This window comes from Sinorhizobium sp. BJ1 (assembly GCF_002531555.1).
Classification (GTDB): domain Bacteria; phylum Pseudomonadota; class Alphaproteobacteria; order Rhizobiales; family Rhizobiaceae; genus Sinorhizobium; species Sinorhizobium fredii_B.
Map to the genome: position 1 here is coordinate 418,951 of NZ_NWTH01000003.1, position 22,258 is coordinate 441,208.

16 protein-coding genes and 1 riboswitch are annotated in these 22,258 nt (G+C 63.6%); of the genes, 9 read left to right on the forward strand and 7 right to left on the reverse strand.

Annotated elements, in window-relative coordinates:
- The first annotated feature begins 83 nt into the window (after positions 1-83).
- The 3 genes from dxs to CO676_RS05455 are packed head-to-tail and all read left to right on the forward strand — an operon-like array spanning position 84 to position 4,056.
- On the forward strand, positions 84-1,997 hold the full coding sequence (gene dxs, locus CO676_RS05445; RefSeq protein ID WP_245424260.1) for a 1-deoxy-D-xylulose-5-phosphate synthase: 1,914 nt from the start codon (positions 84-86) through the stop codon (positions 1,995-1,997).
- A 59-nt stretch (positions 1,998-2,056) separates the two neighbouring features.
- Positions 2,057-2,812: a TlyA family RNA methyltransferase gene (locus CO676_RS05450; RefSeq protein WP_097519855.1), complete on the forward strand. Its 756-nt coding sequence runs from the start codon at positions 2,057-2,059 to the stop codon at positions 2,810-2,812.
- On the forward strand, positions 2,809-4,056 hold the full coding sequence (locus CO676_RS05455) for a class I SAM-dependent RNA methyltransferase (protein WP_097519856.1): 1,248 nt from the start codon (positions 2,809-2,811) through the stop codon (positions 4,054-4,056). The genes CO676_RS05450 and CO676_RS05455 overlap by 4 nt, the downstream gene beginning before the upstream one ends.
- Positions 4,057-4,102: 46 nt before the next feature.
- Here the strand turns inward: CO676_RS05455 and mcpU are convergent, their stop codons facing one another.
- The 3 genes from mcpU to CO676_RS05470 form a co-directional block, all read right to left on the reverse strand.
- Entirely contained in the window at positions 4,103-6,181 is a 2,079-nt protein-coding gene (gene mcpU / locus CO676_RS05460) for a methyl-accepting chemotaxis protein McpU (RefSeq protein ID WP_245424262.1), read from the reverse strand.
- A 331-nt stretch (positions 6,182-6,512) separates the two neighbouring features.
- Positions 6,513-7,265, reverse strand: coding sequence for a crotonase/enoyl-CoA hydratase family protein (locus CO676_RS05465; RefSeq protein WP_097519858.1), 753 nt, complete (start codon positions 7,263-7,265; stop codon positions 6,513-6,515).
- A 168-nt stretch (positions 7,266-7,433) separates the two neighbouring features.
- The gene (locus CO676_RS05470; RefSeq protein ID WP_097519859.1) at positions 7,434-9,215 is read right to left on the reverse strand and encodes an acyl-CoA dehydrogenase; all 1,782 of its coding nucleotides are present in this window, start codon (positions 9,213-9,215) and stop codon (positions 7,434-7,436) included.
- A gap of 184 nt (positions 9,216-9,399) precedes the next feature.
- On the opposite strand from CO676_RS05470, the gene CO676_RS05475 reads away from it, so the two are divergent.
- Entirely contained in the window at positions 9,400-10,389 is a 990-nt protein-coding gene (locus CO676_RS05475) for a transporter (RefSeq protein ID WP_097519860.1), read from the forward strand.
- A 161-nt stretch (positions 10,390-10,550) separates the two neighbouring features.
- Positions 10,551-11,612, forward strand: coding sequence for a glycoside hydrolase family 25 protein (locus tag CO676_RS05480; protein ID WP_041413872.1), 1,062 nt, complete (start codon positions 10,551-10,553; stop codon positions 11,610-11,612).
- Between the two features lie 21 nt (positions 11,613-11,633).
- Here the strand turns inward: CO676_RS05480 and CO676_RS05485 are convergent, their stop codons facing one another.
- Both CO676_RS05485 and CO676_RS05490 read right to left on the reverse strand, forming a co-directional pair.
- Entirely contained in the window at positions 11,634-12,728 is a 1,095-nt protein-coding gene (locus CO676_RS05485; RefSeq protein WP_097519861.1) for a hybrid-cluster NAD(P)-dependent oxidoreductase, read from the reverse strand.
- Between the two features lie 2 nt (positions 12,729-12,730).
- Entirely contained in the window at positions 12,731-13,975 is a 1,245-nt protein-coding gene (locus CO676_RS05490) for an aromatic ring-hydroxylating dioxygenase subunit alpha (RefSeq protein ID WP_097519953.1), read from the reverse strand.
- Between the two features lie 103 nt (positions 13,976-14,078).
- Positions 14,079-14,281: riboswitch (cobalamin riboswitch) on the reverse strand.
- A 307-nt stretch (positions 14,282-14,588) separates the two neighbouring features.
- On the opposite strand from CO676_RS05490, the gene CO676_RS05500 reads away from it, so the two are divergent.
- From CO676_RS05500 to CO676_RS05510, 3 genes are all read left to right on the forward strand, one after another.
- On the forward strand, positions 14,589-15,188 hold the full coding sequence (locus tag CO676_RS05500; RefSeq protein ID WP_097519862.1) for a DUF6656 family protein: 600 nt from the start codon (positions 14,589-14,591) through the stop codon (positions 15,186-15,188).
- Between the two features lie 79 nt (positions 15,189-15,267).
- Complete coding sequence (locus CO676_RS05505; protein ID WP_014761368.1) at positions 15,268-16,242, forward strand: L-threonylcarbamoyladenylate synthase; 975 nt, start codon at positions 15,268-15,270, stop codon at positions 16,240-16,242.
- A 60-nt stretch (positions 16,243-16,302) separates the two neighbouring features.
- Entirely contained in the window at positions 16,303-17,733 is a 1,431-nt protein-coding gene (locus CO676_RS05510) for an FAD-binding oxidoreductase (protein ID WP_097519863.1), read from the forward strand.
- A 16-nt stretch (positions 17,734-17,749) separates the two neighbouring features.
- Here CO676_RS05510 and CO676_RS05515 read toward each other — a convergent pair whose 3' ends face one another.
- Complete coding sequence (locus CO676_RS05515) at positions 17,750-20,059, reverse strand: DUF1217 domain-containing protein (RefSeq protein ID WP_097519865.1); 2,310 nt, start codon at positions 20,057-20,059, stop codon at positions 17,750-17,752.
- A gap of 328 nt (positions 20,060-20,387) precedes the next feature.
- Between CO676_RS05515 and CO676_RS05525 the strand changes: the two genes are divergently transcribed.
- Positions 20,388-20,954 (forward strand): DUF6101 family protein, encoded by a 567-nt coding sequence (locus CO676_RS05525; RefSeq protein WP_014761364.1) that lies wholly within the window; start codon positions 20,388-20,390, stop codon positions 20,952-20,954.
- 293 nt (positions 20,955-21,247) lie between these two features.
- On the opposite strand, the gene ubiA is transcribed toward CO676_RS05525, so the two are convergent.
- Entirely contained in the window at positions 21,248-22,207 is a 960-nt protein-coding gene (ubiA, locus tag CO676_RS05530) for a 4-hydroxybenzoate octaprenyltransferase (RefSeq protein WP_097519868.1), read from the reverse strand.
- Positions 22,208-22,258: the final 51 nt, after the last annotated feature.

Sequence of the window (22,258 nt, forward strand, 5' to 3'; positions counted from 1 at the left end):
TTACGGAACTCATCAACAATTCGCGCGCCCCCGCCTTTGGCGCGCACGAGGCACGCAGCGTGACACAACTGCCAACCAATCCGATGCCGGCGACCCCGTTGCTCGACAAGGTCGATGTCCCCGATGATCTGAAGAAGATCGACGACAAGGACCTGCCGCAGCTGGCGAGCGAATTGCGCGCGGAAATGATCGATGCGGTGTCGCGCACCGGCGGCCATCTCGGCGCCGGCCTGGGCGTCGTCGAACTGACGATCGCCATCCACAAGGTCTTCGACACGCCGCATGACCGGCTGATCTTCGATGTCGGTCATCAATGCTATCCGCACAAGATCCTGACCGGGCGACGCGACCGCATCCGCACCCTGCGTCAGGAGGGCGGCCTGTCCGGCTTCACGCGGCGCGCCGAGAGCGAGTACGATCCCTTTGGCGCGGCGCATTCCTCGACCTCGATATCCGCCGGCCTCGGCATGGCGGTCGCCGCCGATCTCGACGGCAAGAGCCGCAACGTCGTTGCGGTGATCGGCGACGGTGCGCTGTCGGCCGGCATGGCCTATGAAGCGCTCAACAATGCCGGGGCTCTCGACGCCCGCCTCATCGTCATCCTCAACGACAACGACATGTCGATCGCCCCGCCGACGGGCGCGATGAGCGCCTATCTGGCGCGGCTGGCGTCCGGGCGGACCTATATGGGCATTCGCGAGGTCGGCAAGAAGCTCACCGCCTATCTCGGCAAGACGGTCGACCGGGCGATCACCCGCGCCGTCGAGCATGCCCGCGGCTACGTCACCGGCGGAACGCTCTTCGAGGAAATGGGCTTCTACCACATCGGCCCCATCGACGGTCACTCCTTCGACCATCTGCTGCCGGTTCTGCGCAACGTCCGCGACAATAGGCGCGGACCGGTGCTGATCCATGTGGTGACGCAGAAGGGCAAGGGCTATCCGCCGGCAGAAGCGGCCGCCGACAAATACCACGGCGTCAACAAGTTCGACGTGATCACTGGTGCCCAGGCGAAGGCAAAGCCGAACGCGCCGGCCTATACGTCCGTGTTTGCCGATGCGCTCGTGCAGGAGGCAAGCCTCGACGACAAGATTGTCGCTATCACCGCCGCCATGCCGTCCGGTACCGGTCTCGACAGGTTTGCAGCCGTGCATCCGTCGCGCTGCTTCGACGTCGGTATCGCCGAGCAGCATGCCGTGACCTTCGCCGCCGGCCTTGCGGCGGAAGGATACAAGCCCTTCGCGGCACTTTACTCGACCTTCCTGCAGCGTGCCTATGACCAGGTCGTGCACGACGTGGCGATCCAGGGCCTGCCGGTGCGTTTCCCGATCGACCGCGCCGGCTTCGTCGGTGCCGACGGGCCGACCCATGCCGGCTCCTTCGATACGACCTATCTCGCCTCGCTGCCGGGCTTCGTGGTGATGGCGGCGGCCGACGAGGCGGAATTGAAGCACATGGTGCGCACCGCCGCGGCCTATGATGACGGACCGATCTCCTTCCGCTACCCGCGCGGCGAGGGCGTCGGGGTCGAACTCCCGGAGCGCGGCGAAATCCTGCAGATCGGCAAGGGACGGATCATCAAGGAAGGCACGAAGGTGGCGCTGCTTTCGTTCGGGACGCGGCTCGCCGACTGTCTGCTGGCGGCCGAGGACCTGGATGCCGCCGGCCTTTCGACGACGGTTGCCGATGCACGTTTCGCCAAACCGCTCGACCAGGAACTGATCCGCCAGCTTGCCCGTCATCACGAGGTGCTGATTACCATTGAGGAAGGCGCCATCGGCGGCTTTGCCAGCCACGTGCTGCACTTCCTTGCGGAAGAAGGCCTGCTCGATGGCGGGCTCAAGGTGCGGCCGATGGTCTTGCCGGACATCTGGATGGAACAGGCCAAGCCGGAATCCATGTACGCCAGCGCTGGCCTCGATCGGGCCGGCATCGTCTCGACCGTCTTCAACGCCCTCGGCCAGAAGCAGTCCGTCGGCCTCGGCGCGGCAGGCTAGATAGAACAGATCTTACCGAACTCCCTTGCAATGTGTCGCCCGACGGGCGATGACGGCCCATGTCCGATAGCAAGCACAGCATGATCCGCCTCGACCAGCTGGTCCTGAACAAAGGCCTGGTGGCGAGCCGCGCCCGGGCGCGCGACGCGATCCAACGGGGAACCGTCCGGGTCGACGGGAACACGGTGACCAAGCCGGCCGCCACGTTTGCCGAAACCGCCGAGATTTCCATCGACGACCCGGCGCAGGCCTATGTCTCCCGCGCGGCGCTGAAGCTCGTTGCCGCGCTTGACCATTTCGGCTTCGATCCGACCGGTCAGACCTGCCTTGACGTCGGCGCCTCGACGGGCGGCTTTACCGAGGTGCTGTTGAAGCACGGCGCCGCCAATGTCGTTGCCGTCGATGTCGGCCACGGGCAGATGCATCCGCGCGTCGCGGAAGACCCGCGCGTCACCAATATCGAAGGACTGAACGCCCGGGCGATGACGGCACACGACATCGGCAACCGGCCGATCAGCTTCGTCGTCTCCGACGTTTCGTTCATCTCGCTGAAGCTCGCACTGCCGCCGGCGCTATCGCTCGCCGAGCCTGGCGCCCATTGCATCCTGCTCGTCAAGCCGCAGTTCGAGGCCGGACGCGAGGCGATCAGCAAGGCCGGGCTCCTCAAGGATCCCGAGAGTGCCCCGACTGTCGCGGCCGAACTCGAACGCTGGCTGGTGGAAGACATGGGCTGGCAGGGCCGCGGCCTCGTCCCCTCACCCATTGCCGGCGGCGACGGCAACAAGGAGTTTCTGCTTGCAGGGCTGAAGCCATGAGCACCGGGATCGTCACCATCAACCGTCTCGGCGCGCAGGGCGACGGCATCGCCCAGACCGAGGAAGGCCCGGTCTTTGCACCGTTCACCCTGCCCGGCGAGACGGTTGCGCTTGCCGTTAACAAGACGCATGGCACGCTGATTTCGCTGAAGCAGGCTTCGCCGGAGCGCGTCGAACCGAAATGCCGTCACTTCGGTCCCGATGGCGTCAACGGCACCTGCGGCGGCTGCACCCTGCAGCATGCCTCCGACGCGCTCTATCATGCCTTCAAGCGCAATCTCGTCATCGACGCCTTGAAGTCGAAGGGGCTTGCCCCGGCGGTGGCGCCGCTCGTCATAGCGCGGCCCGGCGAGCGGCGGCGCGCCGTGTTCACGGCCCGGCAGACGGAAAAGGAACTGCTGCTCGGCTTCAACCAGGCGCAAAGCCACCATATCGTCGCGATCGGCGAATGTCCCATCACGAGCCCGGGCATCGTCTCGCGGCTCGCGACAATCCGCAAAATTGCGGCAGCGATGGTGTCGAGCGCCGAACCGTTCCGGATCACCGTGCTCGAGACCGACACGGGACTCGACCTCGCCTTCGAAGACATCAAGCTCAACGACCGGCAGCGGCGTTCGACCGTCGAGGCCGTTCTCGGCGAGCGCGGCATTGCCCGCGTCAGCCTGAACGGGGAGATCATCATCGAGCCGGTCAAGCCGCTAATCGATTTCGGCGGCGTATCAGTCTCGCCGCCGCCCGGTGCCTTCACACAGGCGACGCGGCCGGCCGAGGAGGCGATGGCGCGACTCGTCCTCGACCACATCGGCAAGGCGAAGCGCGTGGCCGATCTTTTCGCCGGCGTCGGCACCTTTGCACTCCGAATCGCCCGATCGGCGCGCGTGCACGCCGTGGAGGGCGAGGACAAGGCGGTGAAGGCGCTCGACTTCGCGGCCCGCAATACGCAAGGCCTGAAGCCGGTAACGGTCGAGAAGCGCGACCTTTTCCGTCGGCCAATGATGGCGCAGGAGCTGAAAGTCTTCGACGCGATTGTCTTCGATCCGCCGCGGGCCGGCGCCGAGGTCCAATGCCACGAGCTCGCCCGCTCCGGCGTGAAGAAGGTTGCCGCGGTCTCCTGCAACCCGACCACACTCGCGAGGGATCTCTCGATCCTGGTTACCGCCGGCTACCGCATCACATCGGTTACGCCGATCGACCAGTTCCTCTGGTCGGCGCATGTCGAGGCGGTTGCGACGCTCGAGAAATGAGAAAGGCCCGGCGCATGACCGGGCCTCTCACTCCTGGAACAGTCCGTCAGGCCGCGTAGCGCCGCCGGCCGTGGGCGAGGCTCGTGGGCGTCTGCACATCGCCCAGTTTGAACTGCGCAAGCAGCGCATTGAGCGCGGCGGCTTCCTGCGCCAGCCCGTGACTTGCCGCCGTCTGTTCCTCGACCATGGCCGCGTTCTGCTGCGTGCCCTGGTCCATCGTGTTAACCGCCGTGTTGATCTCCTGAAGACCGGTCGACTGTTCGCGCGTCGCTGTGACGATCGCGCTCACATGCTTGTTGATCTCCTGGACCTCGGCGACGATCGCCTGAAGCGCCCGGCCGGTTTCGCCGACCAGTGACACGCCGGAGCGGACTTGGTCGCCGGACGTAGTGATCAGCGCCTTGATCTCCTTGGCGGCATTGGCCGAACGCTGGGCGAGTTCGCGCACTTCCTGGGCGACGACGGCAAAGCCCTTGCCGGCCTCGCCTGCTCGCGCCGCCTCGACGCCGGCGTTCAGCGCCAGGAGATTGGTCTGGAAGGCGATGTCGTCGATGACGCCGATAATATTGGAGATCTCGCCCGACGACTTCTCGATGGCGTGCATGGCCTCGACCGCATTCTGCACCACTTCGCCGGATTTCTCCGCGCCGGCGCGAGTGCGGGCGACGAGACCGCCTACCTCTTCGGCACGATGGGCCGAGTCCTTTACGGTCGTGGTGATCTCTTCGAGTGCGGCTGCGGTTTCCTCGACGGAGGCGGCCTGCTGCTCGGTGCGGCGGGCAAGATCGTCGGCCGCCGAACGGATCTCGCTCGCACCGGCATCGATGGCACGGGCATTGGCGCCGACGGCGCAGAGCGCGTCATGCAGCTTGGCGACGGAGTTGTTGAAATCGGCCCTCAGCCGATCGAGACGATCGGCGAAAGGACTGTCGATCCGGTAGGCGAGATCACCGCCGGCCAGCCGGCCGAGGCCGGCCGCCAGCGCTTCCACGGCGTGCTGCACTTCCGCAGCGTCGCGGGCCTTCTGCGCCTCGCGATCGAGGCGTTCGCGCTCGGAGAGCGACCGGTTGGCATGCGCCTCGTCCTCGAGCCGCACCCGCTCGAGCGCATTGGCACGGAAAACGGCGACGGCTGCAGCCATCGAACCGATCTGGTCGCGGCGCTCCTCGCCGGGGATGGCAACGTCGAGATTGCCGGCGGCGAGCTTTTCCATGGCACCGGTCATTTGCGTCACCGGACGGATCACCAGCCGGCTGAGCAGGGTGGCAAGGAAGGCGATCATGACCCCGACGGCGAGAAGCGTCGCCACGGTCGCGGCGACGCGGAACTGGCCGATCGCCGAATAGGCGGCATCCGCGTCGAGGACGAAGCCGATATACCATTCTACCGAGGGAAGCCCCTGGACCGGCACGAAACTGACGAGCATCGGCTTGCCACCGAGTCCGGTGTGCACGATGCCGCTGCCGATCGAAGGCGTATCGATGGGGAAGGCATCGGCAAGCGTCTTCGTCACGAGCTTCGCATCCGGATGAACAAGAATCTGCCCGTCCTTGCTCACCAGGAACGCAAAGCCTTCGCCACCGACGTCGATGTCGGTGATCATCGAGACCAGGGTTTTCAGCGAGAAGTCGCTGGCGGCGACGCCATAGAGTTTGCCGTCGTGCTTGACCGGCATGGCCGCGCTGATGATCAGGTCGCCGCTCGAGGCATCGATATAGGGTTCGGTGAGCACGCGGGCATCGGCCTTGACCGCCTGCTGATACCAGGGACGCTGGCGCGGGTCATAGCCCTCCGGCAGCTTCATCTCCGGCCAGGTGATGAACTTGCCGCCCTCGTTACCGACATAGGTTGACATGAACTCGCCGGTCAGGACGTCGTTCTTGAGCGCGCCGAGGATGGCAGCCTCGTCGTTTGCGCGGGCCGCAGCATCGGCGGCCATGGCGGTGAGCGTCACGCGGCCGTTCAACCAGTTGGCGACACTTTGGGCCGCCTGCTTGCCGGAAGCGGAGATGTTCTCTTCGACGGCCTTTGTCGTCGTGCCGTGCTGGAGCGTGTCGATGTAGACGGAAAAGCCGGCGAAGGCGCCGACAACGACGCAGGACGCGGCAACGAGGATGCGCGTCATCAGGTTCGATCGTTTGGACAAGGGTGGGCTCCTTGGAAGCGGCCGGCAAGCCTTGCCGGACAACAGCTCGTGATGGATTCTTCCGCGCGCCGACGGACGCCGCGGCGACAGGAATTTGCGGGAGAACGATTGGACATGCCGCGAAGGCAGAGCCGGCCATGCGTCATGCGGCCGGGAGACCTCACCGAAGCGCCATGCGTTCTGCAAATGCAAAAAAGCTATGCGCCTCGAGGAGGGACGTACTGCGGCCGCACGCTATCGAGCGGTATTTAAGAAGCGATTAATATTGATATGTGCAATTTTAGGGTGCCGGAGGCAGTCGTGAACGCCCTTACCGGCGCATGAAGGCCTCGAATGCCGCTCGCGCCTCGGCACTCTTCAGTTGCGCCGCGAAGTGCTCGGCTTCCTCGTCGATTCGCGCGAGGACTTCTTTTCGGTCGCCGCGGATCAGATCACGGGCGATGCGCAGCGCTTCTGGCGGCTTCCTGGCAAGACGCGAGGCAAGCGACAGCGTTTCCTCCTCGACCGTGTTCTCGCCAACGATTTTCCAGACCAGCCCGGCCTGAAGCGCATCGGCCGCCTCGAGCGGCTCGCCGGCGGCAAGCAGCGCGAAGGCCCGCTGATGGCCCATGAGGCGCGGTGCGATGAGGCTCGAGGCGGCTTCCGGAACGAGCGCCAGATCGACGAAGGGCGTCTTGAACACCGACCGGGCGGAGGCAACCGTCAGGTCACAATGGAGATGGATCGTCGTGCCGATGCCGATCGCCAGACCGTCGACCCCGGAAACGACCGGCTTCGTCGCGCTCGCCAAGGCCCGAAGGAAATCGAGGACCTCGCCTCCCATGCTCCCGCCCATGGCGAGGGCAAGGAAATCGTTCATGTCGTTGCCGGCCGAGAAGCAGCCATTTGTGCCGAGAAATGCGGTGGCGCGGATCGCCGCGTCCGACCCGGCGACCGTCAAGGCATTCGTCATCTTCGCGTACATCTCGCGCGTGATGGCGTTCTTCTTGTCCGGCCGGTTGAAGCGGATCACCTGTACGCCGGGATAGGCCTCCGGACGTTCGACAAGCACATGATCGGTCATGAGGTTCCCCTTTGTGGTTGAGATGAGGCACGCGGGCGGCAAGCCCGCGCACACCCATCCCGTGCTAAAGCGCGTCGCATCCAAACGAATTCATGCGGCGCGCTTTAGATCCTTGTTTTTATGCATGTCGTCATCCCAAAACCGCTGCACACTTTTGGGCGACATGCATTAGTCGAGAATGGCACGCGCGGCGGCGAGGCTCTCCGCCCCGCTGACGACACGATCCTTGAGCGCCGCCGTTTCGGCGAGCAGGTTCTCCGCAGCGAACCGGCAGAGGGCGATGCGCGCCTCCTCATTCCCGTCGCCGGCCTCCGCCAGGCCGCCCCTGGCGAGATAGACACCGGTCAGCACCAGGCCGAAGAGGCGTTGATAGGCCGTCGCGCCGGCAAGGGCATCGACGGCTCGTCCTTCACCGAGCGCTGCAAGCAGCCATTCCGTCGCCTCGGAGAGATCGGCGGTCGACGCCTCCAGCCGCGCGGCAGTCTGGCCGAAGCCCTGCCTGTTCGAGGCGCCGACGGCGGCGGCGATCTCACGAAGCTCGCCAATGAAGCCGCGCACCTGGCCGCCTTTGGAGAGCGGCAGCTTGCGGGTGACGAGGTCGATCGCCTGGATGCCGTTGGTTCCTTCGTAGATCGGCGCGATGCGGGCGTCGCGCAAGTAACGGGCCGCGCCCGTTTCCTCGATGAAGCCCATGCCGCCATGCACCTGAATGCCCATGGAAGCGACATCGACACCGGCATCGGTGGCGAAAGACTTGGCGATCGGGGTCAGCAGGCTCGAGCGCTCCTGCCAATGGCGGGTCTCGTCGCCGTGGCTGGCATGCGCCATGTCGACGGCATGAGCGCAAGCATAGGCGATGGCGCGCGAGCCTTGGGTGAGCGCCTTCATCGTCAGCAGCGTGCGGGCGACATCCGGATGTTCGATAATCGGGCTCATGCCCGCACCATTCCAGCCGGGCGCCCGGCCCTGGGTGCGCTCCCTGGCATAGGCGATTGCCTTCTGGGTAGCCGCCTCGGCGATCGCGACGCCCTGCATGCCGACGGCGAGGCGAGCGTTGTTCATCATCGTGAACATGCAGGCAAGCCCGCGGTTTTCCTCGCCGACCAGATAGCCGATCGCGCCCTTCTCATCGCCGAACCGGCCGTCGCCGTAGATCATCGTGCAGGTCGGCGAACCATGGATGCCGAGCTTGTGTTCAAGCGAATGGCAGAAGAGATCATTGCGGGCGCCGAGCGAGCCGTCCTCATTGACGAGGAACTTCGGCACGAGAAACAGCGAAATGCCCTTCGTGCCGACAGGCGCATCCGGCAGGCGCGCCAGGACGAGGTGGACGATGTTGTCGGTGAAGTCGTGCTCGCCCCAGGTGATGAAGATCTTCTGGCCGAAGATACGGTAGGTGCCGTCGGCGCGGCGCTCGGCGCGCGTCTTGAGCACGCCCAGATCTGAGCCGGCATGCGGCTCGGTCAGATTCATCGTCCCCATCCACTCTCCGGAGATCATTTTCGACAGGAAGGTCGCCTTCAAGACATCGGAACCATGCTTCTCCAGTGCCTCGCTCGCGCCCATGGTCAGCGTCGGGCCGAGCGCGAAAGCCATGGAGCCGCTGTTCCACATCTCCATGGCTGCGACGTGCAGCATGTGCGGAAGGTCCTGGCCGCCGAAGGCCTCGGGCGCCGTCAGGCCGTTCCAGCCGCCGTCAATCCAGCTACGGTAGAGATCGCGCCAGCCCTCCGGCGTCTTGACCGCCCCGTCGACAAGCCGTGACCCCTGCCGGTCGCCCACCTCGCCGAGCGGCGCCACCTCTTCGGTCGCAAAACGGCCAGCTTCCGACAGGATCGCATCGACGAGATCCTCACCGAGTTCGCCGAAGACGCCGGTGTTCACGGCATCGGCCATGCCGGCTACGTGTTTCAGGGTGAATGCGATCTCGTCGACCGGTGCCTTGTACATGGTGCTCCTCCCTTTGCAGCCGTGGTCGAGGCCGCGTCGGCATGCTTCCTGCGCTGCACACTATTTGTTTTTACGTAAACGTCAACGTCAATTCTAGGCCGCCGCGGCAGTGACGGAAATGTAACAAAACTGTCATCAAGGGCGAATAGAAGCCATTGCGCATGGCCCCAGTCACGGTGCTTCGATGAACCTGATTTCTCCCGAGATACCCGGCCTCGTCTGGGCCTATCGGTTCCCGCCCGGAGAAAGCCGTTGCCTGCGCATCGCGACCGACTCCCCCGTCGACAGTCTGCAGGCGGGCGACGGCTGGGTCTGGCTGCATCTGGCGCTGAGCGATGCGCGCACGCCGGCGCTGATCGAGCGCATCAGCAATCTTCCGCCGGCGGCGATCGCAACCCTCACCAGCCATGACACCCAGGCGGCGATCACCGTTGCCAAGGACGTCGTCTACGGGACGCTTGTCGATTTCGAACGGACATTCGACATGATGACCAAGACGATTGGATGGCTGCATTTTGCTGTCAGCGACCGGATGATCGTCACCACCCGCCTGCATCCGTTGAGAAGCATCGACCGCGTCAAGGCGGCGGTCGAGAAAAGCACCAAATGCGGCCGGCCGATCGATCTCTTCGAAATGCTCGTCGTCGAGTTCCAGCGGACGCTGATCACGCTGGTGCTCGAATTGACGGAGGAGTTGAACGTCATCGAGGATCGCGTCTATGGCGAAGCGGAACACCGGCAGCAGCCCGGGCTGGCGCCCTTGCGCCGAACCGTGGTGCGGCTGCATCGGCATCTGCGGACGATCCTTGCCCTGCTGCGGCGCGCCGCCGCGTCCGATGAGGACGAGGTGCCGCCGGGTTTCATCGACGTGGCCGAGCGGCTTTCGGATCGGCTGGAGGCGGTCGATCGCGACGTCTTTGCGCTTCAGGAGCGCGCCAGGCTGCTGCACGAGGAGATCGACAGCAAGATTTCCTCGGAGACCAATCGTCACCTCTACATTCTGTCGCTGATGACCGCCTTCCTGCTGCCGCCGACGCTCGTCACCGGATTCTTCGGCATGAACACGGGTGCCCTGCCCTTCTCCGATGGCGGCGGCACGCTTTTCGCTGGGCTAATCATCGCCTCCTCCATGGGACTGGCCTGGTTTATCCTCAAGCGCATCGGCATCCTTTAGACCGGGTCACCACCGGCTGCCGCGGTTCGCCTGCAATCCAGAGCCGAGTTCGGAGGCGCTTTACCGCCACTGGTCAGTGTACAGGAGCGGCGCTCTCGCGCAGATTGGCTCAAGGGGCTGAGATTTACGACCCTTTAACGCAAAGTCGGCAATCTCAGAGAATGGAAAAGCGGGGAATCTCGATCTCGGGGATGATCTTGCGCCTGGCGGCCCTTGTAGGCCTGACCTTTGCGGTGGCGAACGCACGCGCCGCAGACGTCGAGCCGTGGAAAGAGCGGCAGAACGCTATCATCGTCGACGCCTACGAGTTGAACAGCATCGATTGGGAAGCGATGCTGAAGGACAAGCGCATCGCGGGGTTCATCGCGAAAGCTTCCGACGGCCTTCCGGAAAGCTTTACCTGCACCGGCGATCACGGCGGAGACACCGTCGCCCACTGCAAGACGATGTGGCGAAAATACGCGGTCAGCCGGGAACTCTATCAGACGCGCCGGATGATCGCCCGCTCGCAAGGCCTCTTATGGGGCGCCTACCACCTGGCGCGACCGGGCAATCCTGTCGACCAGGCCAATCACTTCCTCGACTATGCGGAACCGCGCGAGGACGAATTGATGGTCCTCGACATCGAGGGCATCGATCCCGCGAACTACATGTCGCTCGAGGACGCCGCGATTTTTGCCGGCCACATCAAGGCCCGCACCGGGCGCTACCCGATCCTCTACACCAACCACATCACCGCAAAACAGATCGCCGCCAGCCGCTCCCAGCACCGGCTGCTCTCCCGCCTGCCGCTCTGGTATGCCCGCTACAAGCCAGACATTCGCGACGTCTTTCCTATGGGCAACTGGGACGGCTACGCGCTGTGGCAGTTCTCGTCGTCCCATAATTGCGGCAAGAAGCGCTGCCCCTATCGCGTCCCGGGCACGCTCAACGACATCGACGTGAACGTCGCTGCGATGAGCGCTTCAGCGCTGAAGAAGGTGTGGGCACATGGCTCCCTCCTCCCGGAGAAGCCGCCGATTGTCACCGTCATCGCCTCCGCAAAAGTCGGCAGGGCGCCGGCAGCCAGCGCGGCGACCTCCGTCCCGCTCGCAAAGCCCTTGCTCATCAGCCGGGCCCAGGCCGACAGCGGATCGGGCACCGGCGTCGACGCAACGGTCACCGGTTCGATCAGCATAAAGGCTGCCGAGGCGGAGTTGCCAAATCAGCCGAAGCGTCGCTGACCTGGCCAGCGGCAGAACGACTTATGCCTCGATCTGAACGTCGCCGACGGGCCGCGAGCAGCAGGCGAGGATATAGCCCTCATCGACCTCGTCATCGAGAATGCCGCCATTGTGGTTCATCTCGACATCGCCGGCGATCTTCAGCACGCGGCACGTGCCGCAAATGCCCCCCTCGCAGGCCGCGCCGATCCGCACACCGTTGGCGCGTGCCGTCTGCAGGATCGTCTGGCCCGGGACGGCCGAGACTTCTTTGCCGCTCATGGTGAAAGTCACCCGCGCCGCCTCGGCCCCGGCGCTCCCCGCCGGTCCGGCGCGAATGGCGAGTTCCTCCGCCGCGGGGGCTGCTGCCGGCTGGAAGCTTTCCTGATGGTAGCGGGCCATGTCGAAACCGGCCCCTTTCAGCATCTCCCGGACCCCCCGCATAAAGGGTTCGGGGCCGCAACAGAAGACCGTCCGCTCCAGAAAATCCGGCGCAAGCAGCGGCAGCTTCGTCGCATCGATGCGGCCGCGCAGCCCGTGCCAGCCGTGACGCGCTTCGTGCCCCTCCACCAAGAAGCCGAGATTGAGACGCGACATTTGGCGCGCCAGGACCTCGAGTTCCGACTTGAACAGAAGATCCTCCGGCTGCCGGGCGCAGGAGATGAAGGTGACATCGGTTTCCGGCGTGCAATCCGCCATCCAGCGGGCCATCGACATCATCGGCGTGATCCCGGAGCCGGCCGAGATGAAGAGATATTTTTCGCCCGGATGGCGAACGAAGCTGAAATCGCCAAGCGGACCCAGCGCTTTCAGCACGACACCCGGCTTCAGATTGTCGAACATCCAGCGCGTGCCGATGCTGCCCGGCTGGGCCTTGACCGTCACCGCCACGGAGAGCGGGCGGGACGGCGAGGACGACAGCGTATAGGTGCGAAAGACCGGCTCTTCGCCGACAGGCAGTTCCAGCGTCACGAACTGCCCGGGTAGGTAGCGGAACCAGGCCGGCTTGTCCGACCGGAAGGTGAAGGTCATCACATCCGCGGTCTCGGCGACCACGGAGGTGCATTCAAGCAGGTGCTGGCGGTCGATCCAGGGATGAAGCTCGTCGAAATGATGAAAGGAACGGGCCATTTCCATGGTCAGGCCACCCGCGACAAAGGAGAGGACTTGCCCTGGAGGCGATCCACCATGAAGCGCGAGTACCAGTCGACGAACTGCATCACGCCGCCCTCGTGTTCGGCCGAATAGGGACCCGGCTCATAGGCCGGCGAGCGGATGCCGAAAGCGTTTTCCTCGACGATCTGCCGGTCCTGATCGTTGGTCTCCGTCCAGACATGGGTGAGGTCCTCGAGCGTATAGTCGACCCCCTCGACCGCATCCTTGTTGACGAGCCATTTGGTGGTTACCTGCGTCAGTTCCGGCCCGAGCGGCAGCACGCGGAAGGTGATCGCGTGGTCTCCGAGGATGTGGTTCCAGGTCGTCGGATAGTGGAAGAGAAGCAGCGTGCCGATGCCCTTGGCGCTGACGCCGGCGGAAAGCTCTTTGCGGACGGCCTTCTCGCCGGACATCGTATAGCTCTCGGCCCTGTTGATCAGCGGCATTCTCGTCATGCGGAACTGGCCGGTCGGTCCGATCCTGAAGGCGCTCGGCAGTCCCGCCGCTTCGCATCTTTCCCAATGGGCACCGATTTCGGGGTCGTCCATGGCGCCCTGGACGCCGGTCACTGTCGGAGCCTCCGGATAGGTGCGGCAGAGTTCCGGGTGATTGGCGGCGCAATGGTAGCACTCGCGATTGTTTTCCCAGACGAGCTTCCAGTTGCCCTTCTCGACGATGGTGCTCTCATAGGCGACCTTGGTTTCGCCGAGGCGATGCGGTGCGAGATAGCCGGCGACCGTGTCGCGGAACGGCTGGAAATCCATCGGCTGCTCGGCGAGACTGACGAAGATATAGCCGCCGACCGTTTCACAATGCACCGGCTTCAGACTGTGCTGGGCGGGATCGAAATCCTCCGGCATCTGCCGGGCGAAGAGAAGCCTGCCGTCCAGTTCGTAGGTCCATTGATGATAGGGACAAACCAGCTTGGCCGAGGAGCCCTTGTGCTGCGTGCAAACGCGCGAGCCGCGGTGGCGACAGGAATTATGCAGCGCCCGCACTGCCCCCTGGCGATCGCGCACGATGACAATCGGATAGTCGCCGACCTGCAGGGTGAAATAGTTGCCAGGCCGCGGGATTTCGCAGTCGTGGCCGACGAAGAGCCAGTCCTTGTACCAGATATGCTCCAGGTCCTGTCGGTAATAGTCCGGGTCGATGTAGAAGGCCCGGTCGAGGCTGTAGCCCTCGCGGCGGGTCTTCAGCTTGCGCAGCATTTCATTCTGAGTGTCCATGCCCATGTCCTCGTTAGCCCTGTTTCGGACAGGCAGGACAGGAACCGCGCCGGTGATTTGCCGTACGCCATAGCTCCGATCCGGCTGCCCGCCGCAACCTGTTACGGTCGTTTCGCTCCAAGGCTGGTTTCCGGGCTCTGGAGTCGTCCCCGAAGGACCAGCCCGGCACCTTCCCGGACGACCTGTCCAGTGGCTCTCTGCCGTGGCTTTCACTCCACCACCGTTGCGGGGGCAGCGCCGGGATTTGACCGGCTTCCCAATTCTCCGCCCCCTCTTAGAGGCGGCACCTTGAGCATCCCAATCTAAGCGCGCAGCCCGGCTCGGCAATTGCCGGTGTGCGACATTCCATTCCGGAAAGACGACAGAGATTTTCGCGCGGCCGCATGGAGACGTCCGTCACATTTTCTATAATAAACAAGATGATAGATGTCTATTTCAGCAGCTGAAGCTTTTCTTAACCGCGCCATCCCCGCCGCGAAGACAACTGGCCATTTTGCGACATACAGGCGATGCGGAGCAGCCAGTGTGGCGCCCGAAATACTCTGTTAACCATAGTGATTTAGCGTTCACTGACGGATCAATCCGTTTGACGGATTAGGTGACACAGAGGTCGATGGCAAAGCTCAGATACTACGACGCCTCCGGCAAAGCGCAGGCGCCGACGCCGAAAACGGCGGGCCACACGGAGTTCCTGCGCACCGGCCGCATTGACCGGCGCCGCCCGTGGATGCCCGAGCAGCGCCGCTACATGACCCATGAAGAGGTGGCCGAGAGAACCGGCCAGAAATTGCAGGCGGCGGGAGAGACGACTCACAAGCGGATCAACGGCTTTCACGCCTTCATCCAGTTCCCGAAGATGATCTTCCACCGGACGCTCGCCGATAGCCCCCACCTCGGCTATTGCCATGTGACAGCCGCTAAGGCGAAGCTCAACCAATCGCGCGAAATCACCTGGGCTTTCTACTTCGCCAACTTCTTCTCCGACCTCGGGGACGAGACGCATTTCTTCGAACGGATACAAACCAGCTATTCACGCATGTATTTCGCCGTCGCCATCGCGCCGGACTCCGAACTTGGGCAAATGGCCATCAATCGCAACGTTCGCGGCAATGGGCTGATCTTCCGGACGCAGGACCCGAAAGTGGCGCTCAAGAACGTCCTGATGCTCGGCGCACGCGACGAGGCTTTGCGGCGGGTTATTCGGAGCCTCTGATCCCGCCCGTCGGCGAAGAAAGTCGTTCTGTTTTCCCTCCTCCTCCGTTAAGGAAGCGACGGAAAGGATCGGAACCGCCATGGCCGAAATCATCGATACGCGCAACGAACCGGATCGAGCGATCGAAAAGGCCTGCGCCGTGCTTTCAGAAGGCGAACCGGTCGCGATCCCGACGGAAACCGTCTACGGGCTTGCTGCGGATGCGACCAATGCCGATGCGATCAGCCGCATCTACGAGATGAAGGGCCGGCCGCGCTTCAATCCGCTGATCTGCCATGTCTCCGACATGGCAATGGCCGAAGCGCATGTGGCGTTCGATCAAATCTCCCGGCGCCTCGCGGAAGCCTTCTGGCCCGGACCTCTGACGCTGATCCTGCCGCAGCGACCCGAAAGCGGCGTGCATGCGCTGGCCTCCGCCGGGCTCGACACGCTCGGTATCCGCATGCCCGAGGGTTTCTCCCGGCGGGTGATTGGACACTTTGGCCGGCCGCTGGCGGCCCCGAGCGCCAATACGTCGGGCAGGATCAGTCCGACCAGCGCAACGCATGTTGAGGTCGACCTCGGGCCGAAGCTGAAACTGATCCTGGATGCGGGTCCTGCAGAGATCGGCCTCGAATCGACGATCATCAAGGTCGAGGACGGCAGCCTCCGGCTGCTTCGGCCGGGTGGTCTCGACGCGGCCGAGATCGAGGCGTTGACCGGCCTTCCCGTCGAACGACCGGAAGCGGCGGGCGCCACGATCGAAGCGCCGGGCATGCTTGCCTCGCACTATGCGCCGGGCGCCGCGGTTCGGCTCAACGCCAAGGACGTCCGCGAAGGCGAGGCTCTGATCCGCTTCGGCGGCAAGGCGCTACCCGGCGAGATCGCCGCGGCGATCGTCCTCGACCTCAGCCCCAGCGGCAATCTCAGGGAAGCGGCCGCCAATCTTTTCGATTATATGAAGAAGGCGGATGCGAGCGGCGCTGCGAGTATCGCTTTCGGGCCGGTCCCGCGCCAGGGTCTCGGCGAAGCGATCGTCGACCGCCTCGAGCGGGCGGCCGCCCCGAGGGCCTGACCGGAAGCGCGAAACGTGCGCAGCCGGGCTGTTTCGGCAAGAGAAATCCCAGGCAGGATCATGACCACAATTCCTTCTCCCGAACTGATCGCCTCCTTCACCGACATCGTCGGGCCGGGCCATGCGCTGACCGGACCGGCGGAGACGGCACCCTATCTGGTCGAATCGCGCGGCCTCTACCGCGGCACCACCCCGCTTGTCCTCAGGCCCGGTTCGGTCGACGAAATCTCGCGCATCCTTGAGCTCGCCAGCCGGACGCAAACGGCCATCGTGCCGCAGGGCGGAAACACCGGCCACGTGGCCGGGCAAATCCCGCGCGAAGGGAAGTCCGACGTGGTGCTGTCGCTCGAGCGCATGAACCGGATTCGCGATATCGATCCTGTCGGCAATGTCATCGTTGCCGACGCCGGCTGCATTCTCGCGGATATCCAGAAGGCGGCCGACGACGTCGACCGCTTGTTCCCTCTGTCGCTCGGATCGGAAGGCTCGGCACGGATCGGCGGCAATCTCTCGACCAATGCCGGCGGCACCGCCGTGCTTGCCTATGGCAATATGCGCCAGTTCTGCCTGGGGCTGGAGGTCGTGCTTCCGACCGGAGAAGTCTGGGACGGGCTCCGGCGGCTCAAGAAGGACAATACCGGCTATGACCTGCGCGATCTCTTCATCGGCGCGGAAGGGACGCTCGGCGTCATCACCGGCGCCGTCCTGAAGCTCTTCCCGAAACCGCGCGGCCATCAGGTCGCCTTTGCCGGCCTCGCAAGCGTCGAAGACGCGCTCGCTCTCTTCGACCGGGCATCGAGCCTCTGCGGGCCGGCCTTGACCGGTTTCGAACTGATGCCGAGGCTCGGCATCGAGTTCACCACCCGCCACATACCGGGCGTGCGCGATCCGATGGAAACGAGCCATCCCTGGTATGCGCTGATCGATATCTCCACATCGGACGCCGCCGAGAGCGCGGAGCGCATGGTGCAAAGCCTGCTCGAGGCGGGCATCGCCGAAGGGCTCGTCGAAAATGCCGTCATCGCCCAGAGCGAAGCCCAGCGAAAGGCGCTATGGCACATGCGCGAGAGCATGTCTCCGGCGCAGAAGCCCGAAGGCGGCTCGATCAAGCATGATGTTTCCGTGCCGGTGTCGAGCATTCCGGCCTTCATGGCCGAGGCTGACGCGGCGGTCATGACGGCGATCCCCGATGCGCGCGTCTGCGCCTTCGGCCATATGGGCGACGGCAACATCCACTACAACATTTCCCAGCCGGTCGACGCGGACCGCGGCGCCTTTCTGGCCCGCTGGCGCGAAGTAAACGCCATCGTCCACGCCATCGTGCTGAAATATAACGGATCGATTTCGGCCGAACACGGCATCGGCCAGTTGAAGCGCGACGAACTCGCGGCCATCCGCTCGCCGATCGAGATCGAGCTTATGCGGCGGATCAAGCATGCCTTCGATCCCGCTGGGATCATGAATCCGGACAAGGTGCTGCGCCAGGAGTGAGACGAAGGCCGCGCGCTTATCCACCCATCCTGAGCTGAGAAAGCGTATAGAGCGTATCGGCGCTGATGCCGACGCTGCTTCCCGTGCTCGATAGTACGGTCACCGCTGGGTCGACCTCCGTGTTGTTTTCCAGATCGTAAAGCACCGCAAAGCGCGCCAGAAGTTTCTTGAGTTCAGCCGGGTCGCTCAGTTTCTCGAGATCGAGGTTCTTTTCGACGATCTTCGCCTGCTGGTCGATGTCCACTGAGCTGAACTCGTCGGGCAAGCTGAAGATCGTGCGGAACACCTCGGCGAGCGCGTCGTCCGCCAGGAGGTCATAGGCATCGACGAGCGAGCCGGCCTTCCGCTCGAAATAAAGTGCAAGGCGGACGCCTTCATTGTCCTCGCCCGCCTGCTCTTCCAGTGTCTGACGCAGATATTGGTCGAGCGTCTCGTAAAGTCCCTGGCGTGTGACAATTGCGTCCTGATCCTCGCGCAGTACGTTTCCTTCGCTGTCGAAATTGAAAGAGGTAACGAGCGAGACATAGGCGGCGGAATTCTCCTGCTCGTTGATGACGCTCTCGGGATCGTCGAGATCGGAGGCGAAGATGTCACGGAGGAAATCGCTGGTCACGCCCTCCGGGTCGATGCCGTTCGCCTCGAGCGCGATAGTGACGAGACGGCTGTCCGCCAGAAATTCGTCGAGCGAGGAAATCTTGGCGACCTTGGCGGTATAATATTCGCCTTCCTCTTCGGCCGCTGTCCTGTCCTCTTCAGAACCAAAACGGGACTTGATGACGATGTAGTTCTTCGCGGTTTCCTGGATTTGCGTTTCGGATTGAGCCAGGGTCGGCGCGCCGATCTCACCGTCTGTCGTAAAGTTGAACAGTTTGGCGAGCGTCACGTATCGCTCGTCCTTCAGCGTGTAGACGTAGCTTTCCGCATCGGTGAGGTCGCTGGTCAGGACGCGCTTTATGGTGCGGGCGCTGGCCGTGTCGGGATCCAGGCCGACAGCCTGCAGGGCGAAATCATAGATCGAAGCGGAATTGATGAACTCGTCGACGGACGTCATGCCAGCGACAGCAGCCTTGTAGGCACTGATCGCCGCCTCGTCCGCCTCGTCGTCCTCGTCGTTGTAGCGCGTCAAGTAGCGATTTGAGGTGAGCGTCGTCTGGGCCGAAGTCTGCGCGCTGTCGCCATCGGCCAGCGTGCCGTCCTCCTCAAAATTGAAGGCACTGGCAAGCGCTATGTAGTTCTCGTCGCCGCCGCCGACCGTGTTGACATAGCTGTCCGGATCATCCGGGTCGCTTGTCAGAATGTTCTTGATCGTTGCGGAAACGACTGTGACCCCGGTGAGGTCGAAGGCGGTCCTGATATAACTGTAGAGGCGCGTATCGGAAACGAGTTCGTCGACGCTCGTGATCGTTGCTATCTTCTCCTCGAAATAGGCCTTGTTCAGAAGCGCTGCCTGCTGCGTGACGCGGGAATTGCTGTAGACGTAGAGCTCGTTGGTCGCGTCCTTGTTCTCGGCCGTCTGGGCAGCGCCTGCGGTCACCGTGCCATCGGAGTCAAAGTCGAAGGCGGCGGCGAGGTCGAGATAGTTGTTCAGCGTGGCGATCGAGTTGGCATAGGTCGTTATATTGCGTGTGAGTTCCGTCTCCTCGGCATCCGTAAGTCCGCCTGCCGCCAACTTCGACTGCGCCTCGGCCTTGGCCGCCTCGAGGCTGGTGATCTGAGGAGCGATCACCGTATTCTCGTAGCTGCTCGCATCGTCGGAACTGCTGGAGAGCACGTTGCGGAGCGTCTGGCGGGAGTAGGTGCTCTCGTCGATGCCGTAGGCGGTGAAGACGTAGGCTCTGAGCCGGTCGTTGTTCAACAGCTGATCGACGCTGGTGATCTTATCGATCATGATGTTGTAGTAGCGGGTCTCCTCCTTCTGGGTCTCCGCGATATTGAGAATGCTCGTATCATAGAGGCCGATGATCTCGTCGAGCTGCGCCTCCGTCTGCGAGACGGCGGTCCCGCCGCTGAAGCTATAGGCGAGAGCGAATTCGCGATAGCGGTCGTCCGTCAGGTTGTTGGCGAAGCTGCTCGCGTCGGAGAGGTCGCTTTCCAACACCTTGCGCATGAAGGCGACCGAATCGATCATGTCTCCCAGGCCAAAGGCCGTCATCGCGTAGGAATAGAGGCGGTAGTCGTCGAGGAACGCGTCGACCGAGCTCACATTGCCGATATTCTCTTTGTAGTATTGCGTGTCGCGCGCGACGACCGTCTGCTCCGACACGCGCTTCAGGCTGACCTTCATGTCCCGCGCGATGAGATTATAGTCGAGATAGGTCGAAACCATGCGCGTCGCCCCGCCAACAAGGATCGGGGACAGCCGGCGTCGCGACATCCCCGATAGTTATCCGATCATCCGAACCTGGATCAACAGGCTTGCGCGTGGCTTTTCGGCCGACTGTGCGGCGAACGGCAAAATGCCGGCCTTTTCGTTGACGAAAGAGAAACCTTGCCACCTCGGCTTTTGCTAACCATCGGGCGACGCAAAGTTTTTTTAACCGCGATTTTTAAGTCGTCCGGAAGAGGGGCCGCCTATCCTCCAGGCCATAGAGGACGAAAACGTCCCGAGGAGAAGACCGGGAACCGGCTCTCAAGGAAAACAAGGGCGATTGAAAATGCGCAACACACTTTCTCAACCGGCTTGGGCCGGAAATACGCTGCGGCTCGACCCGAAGCGTTTTCCCCAGCAGGCGACCTATGTCCTGCGCGGCGATGTGGGCAATGTGAGCATCAGCCTCGACCACCGTGGCGCCGTTCTGCGCAAGGTGCTACCATCCAGCGGCCTGCCCCTTTCGATCGCCTTGCCTGCGCGAGCTTTCAAGGGCGTGGCTGCGCGGGCCATCGACCATGGCGACGGGGAGGTAACTGTGACGCTGGAGCTTCATCACGACGATCCGGATCTTTGCATCCCGTTGCTCGTTGCGCATGATTTATCCGACATCGCGGCCGACTGGCGTGCCTGGGCGGAGGCCTATCGCATCCCGATGCTGATGGTCGAAGCGGACGGGGTCGCCCGGCCGCTGGAAGAACATCTCGGCGAGATCCGCACCGCACCGGTGAAGCCGCGCCGGCGCCACTCCTTCTTTGCCGAGCGCCGTCCACGCTTCCTCGTGCGCCGCTCCACCGGCAAGCTCGGTGTGCATATGAAAATCGACGGCCGCGAGATCATCGCTCGGTCCTGACCGCCCATCCATCTCCAGTGCAGAAGCCGGCCAATCCCTGCGGCCGGCTTTTTGTTACGGCGGGAACAGCAGGCGCGGCCTTCGTCATGCCACAAGCGGCGCATAGCCAAGGCAACGAATGAAGGAGGTACCGATGCGCAAGCGCCTGCTCGCCACCCTCATCAACCTTCGGGCCGCTGTTCGCACGCGCATTTCTGCCATCCGCCGCAAGGCGGACGCCGAAGCAAGCTGGGCGTGATCACCCGACCTGATCAAGTTGAATTTCCTATCCTCCGGATCTCCCGGAGGATTTTTCATATCAGACGCAGTAGAAGCGCAAGCACTAGCCCGGCGAAGACGATCAGCCCGACGACACTGTTGAATTTGAAGAGTGCAAGGCACTGTTCGGCGTCGTGGATGTTCAGCACCAGGATCTGATAGGCGAGCATGACAGCCGCCACCGCGAGGCCGAGATGGGCGAAAAAACCAGCCCCGCCAGCCAGAAATGCGAAAAACATCAGGAGAACGGTCAAGCCGTAGAGCCCCATCAGCCAAGGGCGCGGATTGTCGCCGAAGCGGCGTGCCGTCGAGCGGACGCCGATCAATTCGTCGTCTTCCCTGTCCTGATAGGCATAGATCGTATCGTAGCCGACGGTCCAGGCGATTGCTGCGGCGTAGAGCAGGACGGCGGCGAACGACAGCGACCCGAATTCCGCCGACCACCCCATGATGGCGCCCCAGGAAAATGCCAGACCTAGGAAGAATTGCGGCCAGTCGGTAAACCGCTTGGCGAAAGGATAGATTGCCACCAGAGCCAGCGAGACGATGCCGAGAAGGATCGTGAAGGCATTGAACTGCAGCAGAACGAAGAGACCCACGAGCGCCTGCAGCACCATGAAGGCCTTCGCCTGGGTGCGGTTGACGCGGCCGGACGGCAGCGGCCTCGAACGGGTGCGGGCGACTTCCATATCGATCTCGTGATCGACGATATCGTTATAGGTGCAGCCGGCGCCGCGCATGGCGATCGCCCCGGCAACGAAGAGAAGGACATGGAAGAGGAAGCGTGCCGGGGAGAAGCTGCCGAGCGCCGCTGCGGTCCCCCCCGCCAGCGCGGCGGACCAAAGGCAGGGCCACATCAGCAATTGCCAGCCGATCGGCCGATCCCAACGGGCAAGTTGCGCATAGGGCCAGAGCGCCCGCGGCAGCACGCGGTAGACCCAGTTCTTCGACGGCGCATCGTGCACGCGGCCGGAATCGACAGATGACGTGTTCATGGCCCTGTTTGGCCCCGCTGAGCCGGCCGGTCAAGCGTCCGCATGATCTTC

Coding starts and splice junctions, on each gene's coding strand:
- dxs (WP_245424260.1), top strand. CDS start 84: ATGCCGGCGACCCCGTTGCTCGACAAGGTCGATGTCCCCGATGATCTG.
- CO676_RS05450 (WP_097519855.1), top strand. CDS start 2,057: ATGTCCGATAGCAAGCACAGCATGATCCGCCTCGACCAGCTGGTCCTG.
- CO676_RS05455 (WP_097519856.1), top strand. CDS start 2,809: ATGAGCACCGGGATCGTCACCATCAACCGTCTCGGCGCGCAGGGCGAC.
- mcpU (WP_245424262.1), bottom strand. CDS start 6,181: ATGACGCGCATCCTCGTTGCCGCGTCCTGCGTCGTTGTCGGCGCCTTC.
- CO676_RS05465 (WP_097519858.1), bottom strand. CDS start 7,265: ATGACCGATCATGTGCTTGTCGAACGTCCGGAGGCCTATCCCGGCGTA.
- CO676_RS05470 (WP_097519859.1), bottom strand. CDS start 9,215: ATGTACAAGGCACCGGTCGACGAGATCGCATTCACCCTGAAACACGTA.
- CO676_RS05475 (WP_097519860.1), top strand. CDS start 9,400: ATGAACCTGATTTCTCCCGAGATACCCGGCCTCGTCTGGGCCTATCGG.
- CO676_RS05480 (WP_041413872.1), top strand. CDS start 10,551: ATGGAAAAGCGGGGAATCTCGATCTCGGGGATGATCTTGCGCCTGGCG.
- CO676_RS05485 (WP_097519861.1), bottom strand. CDS start 12,728: ATGGAAATGGCCCGTTCCTTTCATCATTTCGACGAGCTTCATCCCTGG.
- CO676_RS05490 (WP_097519953.1), bottom strand. CDS start 13,975: ATGGACACTCAGAATGAAATGCTGCGCAAGCTGAAGACCCGCCGCGAG.
- CO676_RS05500 (WP_097519862.1), top strand. CDS start 14,589: ATGGCAAAGCTCAGATACTACGACGCCTCCGGCAAAGCGCAGGCGCCG.
- CO676_RS05505 (WP_014761368.1), top strand. CDS start 15,268: ATGGCCGAAATCATCGATACGCGCAACGAACCGGATCGAGCGATCGAA.
- CO676_RS05510 (WP_097519863.1), top strand. CDS start 16,303: ATGACCACAATTCCTTCTCCCGAACTGATCGCCTCCTTCACCGACATC.
- CO676_RS05515 (WP_097519865.1), bottom strand. CDS start 20,059: ATGGTTTCGACCTATCTCGACTATAATCTCATCGCGCGGGACATGAAG.
- CO676_RS05525 (WP_014761364.1), top strand. CDS start 20,388: ATGCGCAACACACTTTCTCAACCGGCTTGGGCCGGAAATACGCTGCGG.
- ubiA (WP_097519868.1), bottom strand. CDS start 22,207: ATGAACACGTCATCTGTCGATTCCGGCCGCGTGCACGATGCGCCGTCG.